Annotated in this window: 15 protein-coding genes; 11 read left to right on the forward strand and 4 right to left on the reverse strand. The window is 38.3% G+C overall.

Annotation, left to right across the window (positions count from 1 at the left end; genetic code table 11):
- The first annotated feature begins 582 nt into the window (after positions 1-582).
- From BLW74_RS16905 to BLW74_RS16930, 6 genes are all read left to right on the forward strand, one after another.
- Positions 583-1,200 carry an NAD(P)H-dependent oxidoreductase gene (locus BLW74_RS16905; RefSeq protein WP_089694274.1) on the forward strand — a complete coding sequence of 206 codons (618 nt, stop codon included), beginning with the start codon at positions 583-585 and terminating at the stop codon, positions 1,198-1,200.
- Positions 1,197-2,081 carry an NAD-dependent epimerase/dehydratase family protein gene (locus BLW74_RS16910; protein ID WP_089694275.1) on the forward strand — a complete coding sequence of 295 codons (885 nt, stop codon included), beginning with the start codon at positions 1,197-1,199 and terminating at the stop codon, positions 2,079-2,081. The genes BLW74_RS16905 and BLW74_RS16910 overlap by 4 nt, the downstream gene beginning before the upstream one ends.
- Before the next feature lie 2 nt (positions 2,082-2,083).
- The gene (locus tag BLW74_RS16915) at positions 2,084-2,371 is read left to right on the forward strand and encodes a putative quinol monooxygenase (RefSeq protein WP_089694277.1); all 288 of its coding nucleotides are present in this window, start codon (positions 2,084-2,086) and stop codon (positions 2,369-2,371) included.
- A 2-nt stretch (positions 2,372-2,373) separates the two neighbouring features.
- A complete protein-coding gene (locus BLW74_RS16920; RefSeq protein WP_228424942.1) occupies positions 2,374-3,126 on the forward strand; it encodes a type 1 glutamine amidotransferase domain-containing protein in 753 nt (250 codons plus the stop codon).
- A gap of 165 nt (positions 3,127-3,291) precedes the next feature.
- Positions 3,292-4,275, forward strand: coding sequence for an aldo/keto reductase (locus BLW74_RS16925; protein WP_089694279.1), 984 nt, complete (start codon positions 3,292-3,294; stop codon positions 4,273-4,275).
- A 107-nt stretch (positions 4,276-4,382) separates the two neighbouring features.
- Positions 4,383-5,351: a cyclase family protein gene (locus tag BLW74_RS16930; RefSeq protein WP_089694281.1), complete on the forward strand. Its 969-nt coding sequence runs from the start codon at positions 4,383-4,385 to the stop codon at positions 5,349-5,351.
- Between the two features lie 243 nt (positions 5,352-5,594).
- Here BLW74_RS16930 and BLW74_RS16935 read toward each other — a convergent pair whose 3' ends face one another.
- From BLW74_RS16935 to BLW74_RS16945, 3 genes are all read right to left on the reverse strand, one after another.
- Complete coding sequence (locus BLW74_RS16935; protein WP_089694283.1) at positions 5,595-6,038, reverse strand: carboxymuconolactone decarboxylase family protein; 444 nt, start codon at positions 6,036-6,038, stop codon at positions 5,595-5,597.
- An 8-nt stretch (positions 6,039-6,046) separates the two neighbouring features.
- On the reverse strand, positions 6,047-6,478 hold the full coding sequence (locus BLW74_RS16940) for a DoxX family protein (RefSeq protein WP_167358457.1): 432 nt from the start codon (positions 6,476-6,478) through the stop codon (positions 6,047-6,049).
- Between the two features lie 63 nt (positions 6,479-6,541).
- On the reverse strand, positions 6,542-7,114 hold the full coding sequence (locus BLW74_RS16945) for a Crp/Fnr family transcriptional regulator (protein ID WP_089694284.1): 573 nt from the start codon (positions 7,112-7,114) through the stop codon (positions 6,542-6,544).
- Positions 7,115-7,179: 65 nt separating this feature from the next.
- Between BLW74_RS16945 and BLW74_RS16950 the strand changes: the two genes are divergently transcribed.
- The 4 genes from BLW74_RS16950 (at position 7,180) to BLW74_RS16970 (ending at position 11,026) form a co-directional block, all read left to right on the forward strand.
- Positions 7,180-7,545: a DUF1304 domain-containing protein gene (locus tag BLW74_RS16950; protein ID WP_089694286.1), complete on the forward strand. Its 366-nt coding sequence runs from the start codon at positions 7,180-7,182 to the stop codon at positions 7,543-7,545.
- Between the two features lie 545 nt (positions 7,546-8,090).
- Positions 8,091-9,341, forward strand: a complete 1,251-nt coding sequence (locus tag BLW74_RS16960; RefSeq protein ID WP_089694290.1) for a quaternary amine ABC transporter ATP-binding protein — start codon at positions 8,091-8,093, stop codon at positions 9,339-9,341.
- A gap of 1 nt (position 9,342) precedes the next feature.
- Positions 9,343-10,170, forward strand: coding sequence for an ABC transporter permease (locus BLW74_RS16965; RefSeq protein ID WP_089694292.1), 828 nt, complete (start codon positions 9,343-9,345; stop codon positions 10,168-10,170).
- Between the two features lies 1 nt (position 10,171).
- Entirely contained in the window at positions 10,172-11,026 is an 855-nt protein-coding gene (locus BLW74_RS16970) for a glycine betaine ABC transporter substrate-binding protein (protein WP_089694294.1), read from the forward strand.
- 272 nt (positions 11,027-11,298) lie between these two features.
- Here BLW74_RS16970 and BLW74_RS16975 read toward each other — a convergent pair whose 3' ends face one another.
- Positions 11,299-11,676 carry a winged helix-turn-helix transcriptional regulator gene (locus BLW74_RS16975; RefSeq protein ID WP_034697438.1) on the reverse strand — a complete coding sequence of 126 codons (378 nt, stop codon included), beginning with the start codon at positions 11,674-11,676 and terminating at the stop codon, positions 11,299-11,301.
- Between the two features lie 92 nt (positions 11,677-11,768).
- Here BLW74_RS16975 and BLW74_RS16980 point away from each other — a divergent pair, with 92 nt between their 5' ends.
- A complete protein-coding gene (locus BLW74_RS16980) occupies positions 11,769-12,758 on the forward strand; it encodes an NADP-dependent oxidoreductase (RefSeq protein ID WP_089694295.1) in 990 nt (329 codons plus the stop codon).
- Position 12,759: the final 1 nt, after the last annotated feature.

The raw sequence follows: 12,759 nt of genomic DNA on the forward strand, positions 1-12,759 counted from the left end.
TATTTTACCATAAAATGGGAAATTGTCAATCGTCAATTTTTGCTTCGCAAAGTCAATAGTAAATGATTAATTACTGATTAGAAAGACCTGTATATATAAACAAATTGGCTGCACTCGATCCCGAACCGAGTATCCCAAAACGCGTAAAAAATTCACAAGCGAAGCAGATTGATTCTTCACCAGTCAAGATCAACAAACCTCAGATCTCGTACCTCGCACCACGTACTTCAAAACATAAAAAATTTACAAGCGAAGCGGATTGATTCTTCACCAGTCACGATCAACAAACCTCAGATCTCCTACCTCGCACCACGTACTCCAAAACATAAAAAATTCACAAGCGAAGCGGATTGATTCTTCACCAGTCAAGATCAACAAACCTCAGATCTCCTACCTCGCACTACGTACTCCAAAACATAAAAAATTCACAAGCGAAGCGGATTGACCATTGACCATTCACATATATAAACTTAAATCTCCCAAACTATAATTTAAATAATACTTCTCTATAATTTATATTATTTTTATTATACAAACATCTGTTCTAACTTTGCAGAGTAAAATTTAAGCAATCATAAAAAAATGAAAAAAGTACTAATCATCAACGGAGGACAGAATTTCGGACATTCCGGAGGAAAATATAATCAGACAATCGCAGAAAATACAATCGCAGCTCTTAAAGAGTTTAATAACGTAGAAGTGAAAGTTACCAACGTCAGCGAAAGTTACGACAAAAATGAGGAAGTGGAAAAATTTGTATGGGCAGATTACATCATTTACCACACGCCTATCTGGTGGTTTCAGCTACCCAACGGATTCAAAAAATATATTGATGAAGTTTTTACAGCAGGCCATGCAAAAGGAATTTATATGAGTGATGGAAGAAAAGCTGACAATCCTGAGATCAACTACGGAACGGGAGGAATGCTCGGAGGAAGAAAATATATGCTGACGACCAGCTGGAATGCTCCTGCAACGGCCTTCACAATTCCCGGGGAATTTTTTAATGAAAGAAGTGTAGATGAAGGTCCGTTATTTGGATTCCATAGAATGAATGCATTTGTTTCATTAGAAAAAATGGAGAGCTTTCACTTTCATGATGTAGAGAAAAATGCCAATGTAGAGCGTGACATGAAACTGTACAGAGAGCACGTAAGAAATGTATTCGAGAAAGAGCTCAAACCAGCACTGGTATCATGAAAAAAGTACTGATCACAGGTATTACCGGCTATATTGGCGGTACTATCGCAAAAAAACTTCTTGATAAGGATTATGAAGTGACAGGCTTGGTTCGTAATGAAACCCATATTAAGGAACTGGAATCATTGGGAATCAAAACCATTGTGGGAAATATTCATGATGAAGATCTTATCAGAACAACAGTTTCCGGTGTAGATGCGGTTATCCATAATGCTGATTCGGCGGATGATGCTTACACAGCAGACAGCTTTATCAGAGCACTGGAAGGAAGTCACAAAACGTTTATATTCACTTCAGGTTCTGCTATTTTTGGGGGAAAGGAGAATGGGAGAAAAAGTGATATTATCTTCAGAGAAGATTTCCCTTTGCAGCCAAGACTGGAAATGGCATCAAGAGTGCTTATCAACAATTATGTCCAACAGTCTGTAAATAAAGGTATAAGAAGTATTGTTATTGTTCCTACAATGGTTTACGGAGAAGGGTTGGGAATAAAAAAAGACAGTATCCAGATCCCGGCTCTCATTAATTTCTCCAAGGAAAAAGGACATGGTGTCTATTTCGGCGAAGGTGAAAATATATGGTCTAACCTGCATATTGAAGACCTGGCAGATCTGTACGTACTTGCACTGGAAAAAGCAAAAGCAGGCTCTATCTATTTTGCAGAAAACGGTTCATCTTCTTTAAAAAATATTGCAGAAAACATCAGCAAAAAGTATAACTTAAAGCCTGCAAAATCATTAGCCATTCAGGATGCCGTCAATAAATTCGGGCCGGCAGGAGGTTATTTTGGCTTTGCATCCAACAGCAGATGCAGTTCAGATAAAGCCAGGGCAGAACTGAATTGGAAACCTATCTATAATTCAATTGAAAATTTTATTTAAATATGAAAATTCATCTTACAGCGATTATAAAATCCAAAGAAGAACATCAGGCAGAAGTACTGGAGGTTCTTCAGCATATGGTAAAAGAAACAAGAAAAGAAGAGGCCTGTGAACTCTACAGCCTGCATCAGGGAATTGAAAACAAAAATGAATTTGTTTTCTATGAGATCTGGAAAAGCGAAGAAGGATTAGCGCAGCATAACCAGCAGCCCTATATCCAGGCTTTCGGAGCATTAGCAGACGAAAAACTTCAGGAAAAACCACAGATTTACATTACTCAAATCATTTAATCATGAAAAAATTAGCGTTTTTAATGCTGGCAGTCTTTACCATAGGATTTGTTCAGGCACAAACCAAAAAATCAAAAAATATGAAAAAGAAAATTTTATTTGTCGTAACCAGCCATGATAAAAAAGGCAGTACAGGCGAAGATACAGGATATTATCTGGGTGAAGTTTCTCATCCATGGGAAGTTCTTCACAAAGCAGGATATGAGATTGATTTTGTGAGTCCCAAAGGCGGAACTCCTCCGGTGGATGGCTTCGATCTGAAAGATCCTGTCAATAAGGAATTTTGGGAAAATAAAGAATACAAAAACAAGATTGATCATTCCATGACTCCATCTCAGGTTAACCCGAAAGAATATTCAACAATATTTTATGCCGGAGGACACGGGGCAATGTGGGATTTTGCCGACAATAAGGAGCTGGCAGATATAGCGTCCCAAATTTATGAAAACGGAGGAATTGTAGCCGCAGTATGCCATGGTCCTGCAGGTTTGGTGAATATCAAACTGGATAACGGGAAATATCTTGTAGACGGTAAGAAGATCAATGCTTTTACCAATGAAGAGGAATCTGAAGTAAAATTAACCAATGTAGTGCCTTTCTTACTGGAAGATAAGCTGAAAGAAAGAGGAGCAAAATTTGAAAAATCCGGACTTTGGCAGAATCATGTGGTAACCGATCAGAGAGTGATCACAGGACAGAATCCACAGTCTGCAAAAAGCGTTGGAGAAGCTATTGTAAAAGAATTAAAAAAATAACAGGTATTTTTTAACCACAAAGCCACAACCGCTTTCATACGCTCAAATTCTTAAAAGTGCCATCATTGAAACGGCGAGAATTCCCCTCCTCCGGAGGGGTGGCGAAAATTCAAAGAATTTTTGACGGGGTGGTTTAATACAACAACAATTTTTAAAACAAACAAAATGGAATATAGAAAATTAGGAAACACTGATTTGGAATTATCAACAATCACCCACGGAGCTTTTGCCATTGGCGGAAACATGTGGGGAGGTAATGAAAAACAGGATTCTGTCAATTCTATTCACGCCTCACTGGATCATGGCGTAACATCTATCGACACAGCGCCATTTTATGGTTTCGGACTGAGTGAAGAAATGATCGGTGAAGCCATTAAAGGAAAAGACCGTTCAAAGATCCAGCTTTTAACAAAATTCGGATTGGTATGGGACGGAAGCAATCAGGGCAAAGGAGAATTCTTCTTTGATGCGGAAGACGAGGGAAGAAAGATTCCGGTTTATAAATTCGCTTCAAAAGAAAACATCATCAAAGAAGTGGAAGAAAGCCTAAAAAGATTAGGTACAGATTATATAGATCTTCTTCAGCTTCACTGGCCGGACAGCACAACCCCTATCTCTGAAACAATGGAAGCCATGGAATTACTGATCCAGCAGGGAAAAATCCGCACTGCAGGGGTAAGCAACTACAGTGTATCTCAGATGGAAGAAGCCAGCAAGACTTTAGACCTTGCCAGCAATCAGGTTGCTTACAGCATGCTGAACCGTGCTATTGAAAACGATCTTGTACCCTACTCTTTGGAAAACAACACGGGAATTATTGTGTACAGCCCTATGGAAAGAGGTCTTTTAACCGGTAAATATTTCAAAGAAACCCAATTAAAAGATAACGACCACAGAAACGGATATTTTTCACAATTTGATCTGAATAAAGTGAAAACTTTCTTAGAAAAAATTGAACCTGTTGCTCAGGAGAAAGGAGCAAACCTTTCTCAGCTTGTATTAAGATGGACAACGCTGCAGCCGGCAATTACAGTAGTATTGGCAGGAGCAAGAAATGCCCAGCAAGCTGTTGAAAATGCAAAAGCAATGGCTATTGACCTTTCACAGGAAGAATTGAACTTCATCAATTCAGCTTTGAGCGAAATTTAATGTAAATGCTGGAAGCTGGAAGAGGAGGCTGGAAATACAATAAGTCCTCAATAACGTCCCTCTTCCTGTTTCTCGCTTCCCTTCCCTAATCCCCAAATCTTTTTAAAATGAAAAATAATCTGATCAAAATGCTCGGGTTAGCCACTCTATTGACTATAAACAGCGTTAGTTTAACGGCTCAGACTCTTGTAAATCCGGAAGATCAATCATGGTATCCTTCTGCTTATGGAGCGCAAGACGAAATCGGAGCAGCCAATCTATTGACTTCTGAAGTTGTAAAACAGGCAGTAGGACTGGTGAAACAAGGTAAAACGCTAGCACTTGCCGTTCCTATTGATAAAAATCTGCCTGCATTCAGACACAGAAGTTTTCATTTATACAATATTCAGCCCGGAGAACAGGGCGGAAAAAGCATAGGCCCTAATAAATTCACCTTCAATGACGAGTTAGTAAACGGATGGACAGGTGTGGGAACACAGCTGAACGGTATAGGACACATCGGTATTGACAATACTTACTATAATGGGAATAAAGCAGCAGACTTTGTAACCGTAGAAGGGGTAAAAAAACTGGGCGTTGAAAAAATCCCTCCATTCGTTACCCGCGGTGTAGTGCTTGATATGACTGCTCATTATGGAAAATCAATCGTGCCCGGCGGAACAGAATTTACGGTAGAAGACATCAAATCTGTTTTGAAGAAACAAGGACTTACGTTAAGAAAAGGTGACATTGTACTTTTCAACACTGGATGGCTTGAATTAATTGGTAAAAACAACCAACAATTTCTTGAAACAGAACCCGGAATCGGAATGGATGCGGCAAAATGGCTTGCCGATCAGGGAATAGTGGCCTTTGGCGGTGATACCTGGGCATCTGAAGTTTATCCTAACCCAAAAAGTAAAGAAGAATTCCCCATCAACCAGTTTATGCTGGCTAAAAAAGGGATCTATAATCTGGAGCTGATAGACAGCCGTCCATTGGTAAAGCAGAAAATCTGGGAATTTCTATTCGTGCTGGGACAGCCTTTATATGTAGGTTCTACTCAGGTAAATGTGAATCCTGTCGCGATTTACTAATTTAACTTTTAAAATATAATCAGACAAACGAAGAGACAATGTAGTTCGGTTAAAAAAATAAAATTAACCTTTGAATTTATTTTTAGAATTAATACCCAAACTGTGCTGCACTGTCACTTTGCATCTTACATCAAAACGGCCTTTCAAAAATTTGAAAGGCCGTTTCTTAAAATAAATTAAACATCCGTAGATGATGCAGTCTTCATCAACTTCCATCCTCCATCAACGATCTTCCTGACTTCACTATTTTGCAATCGGAAGATGCGTACTTACTGCAATTCTGTTCCAGGCATTGATGGTAATGATCGCCATGATGATCTGGGCAATCTGGTTTTCATCAAAGAATGATCTTGCTTTCTGATACGTTTCTTCTGTCAGCCCCTTATCGCTGATCAGGGTAATTTCTTCTGTCATGGCCAGTAGTACCTGCTCTTCTTCAGTGAAAAATTCTTTAGCTTCTGTCCACCCGTTCAGGATAAAAATTCTTTGGGGATTTTCTCCGTATTTGACAGCATCTTTGGTATGCATATCAAGGCAGAAAGCACATTTATTGATTTGTGAAGCCCTGATTTTAATCAGCTCTTTCTGAATAGGTGTTAAAGAAATAGTTTGTAAATATCCTTCCAGTCCAAGCATTGCTTTATATGCTGCGGAATCTACTGTTGCAATATTTAATCTTGCGCTCATAATAGGTATTATTTTTGGGTTAATTGATCTATGCTTAAAGAATAATGCTGCTGTACAGCCAGTAAAAGAGCAGCTGCACCTCCCACCCATACAGAATAGTTCAGTGGAGCTTTGGGTCCTGATGCAACGGTCATGGATAGAGCAAAAATCAACAGCAGTGCACTGGTGCCATAGGCTGCAATTTTTGTTTTAAATCCCAAAATCAGCATCAAAGGAAAAAGGATTTCTAAAAAAGTTGCCGCATAGGCTGAGATCGTACTCAAAGCTTCCGGAAGAAAAAAGGTAAGCTGTCTTGTGTATTCTATAAAATGCTTCATGTCTCCCCATGAAGAGTTTTCTTTGCTCCACCACCCGAACCGGTCTGCCACCGCAGAAAGCATGGTAACGGCAAGAGCCAGCCTTAAAAAGAGTTGCGGAAATTGATTTTTATAATCTGTCATTACATTAGCTTTTAATCACATGACAAATTTCCGGCTTCTGATCTGTAAAAAACTTAAACTGGTTTAAGATCGTAATTTTGCTCTTATTTCACTCAGGTATTCAGGGGTAAGGTTCAGAAAGGAGGCAATCACATACTGTGGAATTCTCTGGATAAACCATGGATATAATGTACTGAAATGCGTATAAAGCTCTTCTCTGGACATTTCATATAAATAACGGATTCTACGTTCCGCAGCAGCATATGCCCGCTGATAAATCATGCGGAAATATCTTTCCATTACAGGATGCTTTCGTAATAATTCTTCCTGACGCTCCTGATCAATCATTAAAATGCAAGAGTTTTCTACTGCCTGTATCGAAAAATTGGTCTGTAACTGCCTTTCATAAGCAAATGTATCCGTAATCCACCAGTTTTCAATGGCAAATTCCGTTGTCTGTTCCACTCCTTTTTCATTGATAAAAAATTTTCTCAGACAACCTTTCACCACAAAATACATGGTCCGGCAGATCTCTCCTTCCAGCATCAGATTCTGTTTCTTTTTCACCTCAAGAACATTAAAAAAAGAGACAATAGACCTAAATTCCTCGTCAGTGATGGTAATAAATTTATTTAAATGTGTTCTGAATGAGTCCATCTTGCAAATTAATGCTCAAACTTAACTTTATTTTTTTAGTTTTACAATGAGAAAAATATTCAATCATGGAAATCATTGCCAAAATTCTGACCGCTGTTGTTGCCCTGGAACATCTCTATATACTTTGGATGGAAATGTTTGCATGGGAAACCAAGGGAAAAGAGGTTTTTAAAGCGGCTCTTCCTGCAGAAATGTTTAAACCAACTAAAGGATTGGCCGCCAATCAGGGACTTTACAATGGTTTTTTAGCTGCCGGACTCATCTGGTCTTTTTTAATTAAAGATCCGCAATGGCAGACGAACGTGGCGCTGTTCTTTTTGGGGTGCGTAACCGTAGCGGGAATTTATGGAGCAATTTCTGCGACCAAAAAAATATTTTTCGTGCAGGCTTTGCCCGCTATCCTTGCCATTATTGCTGTTTTATTAAAATAGTAGCCTTCTGAGCTAAATTATAAATACATTGCTCCCATAATTTCAACTTTCATATTCTCTTAAGTTTTATAATAAGAGAAAAATCTTCATGAAACATACCCCAAAAAAACAAAACTGAAAACCAGCACTTTACGTTCGCAAAAATCCATTTAATATAAAATTCGTAAATTTGCACCGTCATAAAAAATTGATACCCAGTTTTTTTGATGCTGGCAAGCATTTTGATTAAATGTAGCCATTCAAGTTGTTCAGTACACATATCTGTAATTACCTCATCCGTAATTTAATTGTAGAATCTATGTAAAGGATAAGCATCTTTTTACATAATACACTCTTTTTCTAGAGTATAATCTATTGAAATATTTAAGATAAACATAAGTCCGGCAGGTCTTTATGTGATTATTTTTTTGTTTAAAGCTTTTATTGCTAAAAGCTCAGCAAATTATTTTATCCTATCGTCATCAGCAGAACAACTAAAGCTAAACGTATATAATGAATTGGTGTACAGTTTTTTATATCATTTATTAATTTGAAAAATTCTGAATATGGAAAAAAATGAAAACACTAGAAAAGTAAAACTTAAAGTGGAAGATCTGACCATTATCTTTGGTAAAAACAAAGAAAAGGCACAGGAACTTCTGGACAGAGGTTTTTCCAAAAAGGAAATTCTTGAAAAAACAGGCTGTACCATTGGTATCAACAAAGCCAGTTTTGAAATCTATGAAGGAGAATTCTTTGTCATCATGGGGCTTTCAGGAAGTGGAAAATCTACCCTGCTCCGCTGCCTTAACCGATTGAATGAGCCCACTTCCGGAAAAGTATATATCAATGATGATGATATCACGGGTAAAAATAACAAAGAACTCCTGGAAGTAAGAAGAACGGAAATGAGTATGGTATTTCAGAAATTTGGATTACTGCCTCACCATACCATTCTGGACAATGCTGGTTTCGGGCTGGAAATACGAGGGGAAGATAAAGCATCCCGTGACAAAAAAGCCCAGAAAGCGCTGGACATTGTAGGATTAACCGGTTTCGAAAACCAATACCCTTCCCAGCTCTCAGGGGGAATGCAGCAGAGAGTAGGACTGGCAAGAGCATTGGCGAACGACCCTGAAGTTTTACTGATGGATGAAGCCTTCTCCGCACTGGATCCTTTGATCAAATCTGAAATGCAGGATCAGATGCTTGAACTGCAGAACACACTGCAAAAAACCATAGTCTTCATTACCCACGATCTGGATGAAGCCATTAAAATTGGAGACCGTATCGTCATCATGAAAGATGGAGTGATAGAGCAAATAGGAACGGCTGAAGATATTTTAACCAATCCTGCCAGCGACTATGTAAAAGCTTTCGTGGAAAAAGTAGACCGTAAAACCATTATCACCGCCAGATCTCTTATGTTCGATAAAGCAACGGTAGTCCGTTTCAAAAAGGACGGTCCTGAAGGAGCTTTAAGAAAAATGAGGACTACCGGCCTGGAAAACCTGCCTGTTGTAGATTTTCAGAATAAATTCTTAGGCTTTGTGACGCTTAACGATGTTGTGCGGATTGCCCGAAAGAAAGAACCTACAGTAGAGTCAATCATCAACAGTAATGTGCCGTCAGTGTATCCGGAGGTGACAGTAGAAGAAATGCTTCCGTTAATTTCCGGAAATAAATCTGCCATTGCGGTAGTAGATGAAGACAATAAATTTTTAGGTCTGGTAACCCAATTATCACTCATCATAGAAGCTACAAAATTTAACGAAGAAGAGATTATAGAATTAAAAGAAATTGCAAACAACCAATAAGATGAATAAAACTATAGATATAGGCCAATATGTAGAAACTGCAATCAATTGGCTCACAGAAAACGGAAAGCCTGTATTTGATGTCATAAAACATCTGGGAAACGCCTCCATTATGGGGATTGAATGGATTTTAACAAACACACCTTTTTATGTAATCATTCTCTTTTTTACCCTGCTGGCGTTATGGAAAGCCGGAAAAGGCATTGCTGTGGTAACCGCAGCCGGATTAAGTTTAATATTTTTAATGGGACTATGGAAAGAAACCATGGAAACGCTTGCACTTATTTTTGTTTCCACCATTACGGCACTTATTCTTTCTATTCCTTTGGGGATTTTAGCGGCTAAAAGCAAGATAGCAGACAAAATTATTCGTCCTTTACTGGACCTGATGCAGACGATGCCCGCATTTGTCTACCTTATTCCGGCTGTATTGTTTTTCAGTATCGGTAAAGTACCCGGAGCTTTTGCAACAATTATCTTCGCGATGCCTCCTGCTGTCCGATTAACAACATTGGGAATTGAAGCCGTTCCGAAAGATATTGTAGAAGCCGCAAGGGCTTTTGGAGCCACCAACCGTCAGATTCTCTTCAAGGTGGAACTTCCTTTAGCCATGAAAACGATTTTAACGGGAATCAATCAAACCATATTATTATCCTTATCCATGGTTGTAATTGCCGGAATGATTGCAGCAGGTGGTCTGGGAGAGAAAGTATTGGAAGGAATTAATAATCTGGATATCGGATTAGGATTTGAAAGTGGTTTATCTGTAGTGATATTGGCCATTATCCTCGACCGTATTACCCAGGGATTTGTAAAGAAAAAGCAATAAGATGAAACGATTAAAATATCTTTTTTTTCCCGTTTTAATGCTGATATTAACGGTATTAAGCTCGTGTGAAAATATAAAAAACTCTAAATATATTACCATAGGAATGGTAGATGGCTGGGCGGAAGATGTTGCAATGACACACGTTACTAAAGCTATTCTGGATAAGCAAGGTTATCATGTTATTATTCAAAAAGCATCTACGGATATGATTATGGCTTCAATGAATAATGAAGATACAGATCTGTTCATGGGAGTCTGGCTTCCTTATACCCACGCTAAAAAGCTGGCTAAATTTCCGGGACTGACTCATCTCGGAACCAATTATGATAACGGACGTATCGGATTGGTGGTACCGGAATATGTTACCATTAATTCCATTGAAGAACTCAATCAGCACAAAAATCAGTTCAGAAACAGAATTATAGGAATTGAAAAAGGAGCCGGATTAACCACCGGAACAGACAAAGCGATTGTAGATTATAAACTGGATTTTCAGCAGATCAACTCCTCTACCATTGCCATGATCACCGAACTGCAGAACGCCATACAGCGTAAAGAATGGATTGTGGTAACCGGATGGCAGCCTCACTGGATGTTTGGTAAGATGAAGCTCAAGTTTCTTGATGATCCCAAAAAAATATACGGTGAAGCAGAACAGATTAAAACCTATTCCAGAAAAAGCTTTGCAAAAGATCATCCGGAGCTGGCCAAATTCTTTTCAAAACTTCATTTTGATGATGAAAACATGTCTGATCTCTTGATGAAGATGGAACAGAGTAAAGACAAAGAAACCGCTGCCAAAGAATGGGTGGAAGATCACGCTGAACTGGTACAGTCTTGGTTAGACAAAAATTAATAAACAATTTGGTAGTATTTAAAATCCTCAACTCTAAACGGGTCTGAGGATTTTTTATCAACATAAATTATTTGATCTCTTGTCTATGAAGCAATATGTATTAGTAATCGCAAAGGCGCAGGAACATTTCGGCTTCGCTCAATGGAAGATTTTCAGCAAGTTTTTTTCATCCAAAATTCAACAGAATTAAATTTTATCAAAGATAAATCCTTGCGCCTTAAAGCATATTTAAAGAAAAATTCTTGCGTCTTTGCGTTTTCCAATACCTCTAACTACCCCATTGATTCTTTAATTTTTTCCCGATGGATGATTCCCCAGTTCACTAATGTTTCCGTTACAGGAAATACAGATTTCCCGTATTCCGTTACTGCATAGGTTACCGTAATGGGTTTTGTATCCTGAATGGTTCTCGTGATCAGGAGATTGGTTTCCAGTTCTTTTAGTTCTTTGCTCAGCATTTTAGCAGAAATTCCCTCAATACTGCGTTCCAGTTTTTTAAAATGAATCATCTGATCCGGTCTGTTCGTCAGATACCGTAAAATCATCAGTTTCCATTTTCCGCCCAATACATCCAGGCTATCCCGCATTGCAAATAGTTCTTCTGTACAGCTGGCTTCTCTTTCGATGCCGTTTTCAATGATTTTTGCCATAATAGTTTCATGAAGGTAACTAGTTACCATTGGTTAACTAGTAGCAAATATAAACTATTCACTTTTTACATTTGTGTATCAAATTAATTATAATGAAAGCAGTTATTTTAAATAAAAACGGAACTCTGGAAGACGGATTGGCAGAACAACCCCAACCCAAAAACAATGAAGTTTTAATCCAGATCAAAGCAAGCGGGTTCAATCCTATCGACTATCAGATGCTGGAAAATGAATTGGAACGGAAACTGATCAGTTCCCCGATATTAGGAAGAGAATTATCCGGAATTGTAATAGATAAAGGCTCCGGAGTTACAGCATTCAATATCGGAGATGAAGTATATTCCGGAAGCGGATCTATGGGAAGCAATGGTACTTATGCAGAGTACATTGCCGTTCCAGAAGCGATTGTTTCCTTCAAACCCAAGAATATTTCTTTTGAGCAGGCGGCGGCCATTCCTTCTGCTGGTCTTACTTCTTTACAGATCTTCAACCGTCTTCAACTAAATCCGGAAGATAAAGTTCTCGTGACAGGAGCAACAGGAGGTGTAGGCTCATTTCTGATTAAGCTTTTATTAGCCCACAATATCCGGCAGATCATCACAACTGTTGGAAGTGAAGAAAACAGACAGATCCTTCTTAAGCTGGGTTTAAAAGAACATCAGATCATCAACTATAAAGAAGAGAATCTTATCCAAAATATCTTAAAAGCCAATAATGACCAGCCTTTCGAATATGGAATTGATCTGGTTGGAAACTACATGTCGGAAGTGACTGCAGAAGTTTTGAAAATTAACGGAACTTATGTGGATGTCACTGCCTTGGTAACAAAAGAAGCTCATGAAATACTGTTCAACAAAGGAACTCTCATTATGAATATCTCCAATTACACCTACGGAATGGTTAAAAAATATGAGTATTACAAAAACAGTTTACTGGAAATAAAGAAACTCATCGAAAATGAAACAATTCTTCCACCTCAGTACAAAATTGTTGGAGCTCTTTCTTTAGATACCGTTCTGAAAGCACATTCTATTTTAAAAAATAATCTGACCCAGGGACATAAACTGATCATGAAACATTAAT

The sequence above is a fragment of the Chryseobacterium culicis genome, from assembly GCF_900108365.1.
Lineage (GTDB): Bacteria > Bacteroidota > Bacteroidia > Flavobacteriales > Weeksellaceae > Chryseobacterium > Chryseobacterium culicis.

Bases quoted from the DNA above. Each gene is read 5' to 3' on its own strand.
- BLW74_RS16915 (WP_089694277.1), top strand. From the start codon at position 2,084: ATGAAAATTCATCTTACAGCGATTATAAAATCCAAAGAAGAACATCAG.
- BLW74_RS16935 (WP_089694283.1), bottom strand. From the start codon at position 6,038: ATGAGCGCAAGATTAAATATTGCAACAGTAGATTCCGCAGCATATAAA.
- BLW74_RS16960 (WP_089694290.1), top strand. From the start codon at position 8,091: ATGGAAAAAAATGAAAACACTAGAAAAGTAAAACTTAAAGTGGAAGAT.
- BLW74_RS16940 (WP_167358457.1), bottom strand. From the start codon at position 6,478: ATGACAGATTATAAAAATCAATTTCCGCAACTCTTTTTAAGGCTGGCT.
- BLW74_RS16950 (WP_089694286.1), top strand. From the start codon at position 7,180: ATGGAAATCATTGCCAAAATTCTGACCGCTGTTGTTGCCCTGGAACAT.
- BLW74_RS16975 (WP_034697438.1), bottom strand. From the start codon at position 11,676: ATGGCAAAAATCATTGAAAACGGCATCGAAAGAGAAGCCAGCTGTACA.
- BLW74_RS16910 (WP_089694275.1), top strand. From the start codon at position 1,197: ATGAAAAAAGTACTGATCACAGGTATTACCGGCTATATTGGCGGTACT.
- BLW74_RS16970 (WP_089694294.1), top strand. From the start codon at position 10,172: ATGAAACGATTAAAATATCTTTTTTTTCCCGTTTTAATGCTGATATTA.
- BLW74_RS16905 (WP_089694274.1), top strand. From the start codon at position 583: ATGAAAAAAGTACTAATCATCAACGGAGGACAGAATTTCGGACATTCC.
- BLW74_RS16925 (WP_089694279.1), top strand. From the start codon at position 3,292: ATGGAATATAGAAAATTAGGAAACACTGATTTGGAATTATCAACAATC.
- BLW74_RS16965 (WP_089694292.1), top strand. From the start codon at position 9,343: ATGAATAAAACTATAGATATAGGCCAATATGTAGAAACTGCAATCAAT.
- BLW74_RS16930 (WP_089694281.1), top strand. From the start codon at position 4,383: ATGAAAAATAATCTGATCAAAATGCTCGGGTTAGCCACTCTATTGACT.
- BLW74_RS16920 (WP_228424942.1), top strand. From the start codon at position 2,374: ATGAAAAAATTAGCGTTTTTAATGCTGGCAGTCTTTACCATAGGATTT.
- BLW74_RS16945 (WP_089694284.1), bottom strand. From the start codon at position 7,114: ATGGACTCATTCAGAACACATTTAAATAAATTTATTACCATCACTGAC.
- BLW74_RS16980 (WP_089694295.1), top strand. From the start codon at position 11,769: ATGAAAGCAGTTATTTTAAATAAAAACGGAACTCTGGAAGACGGATTG.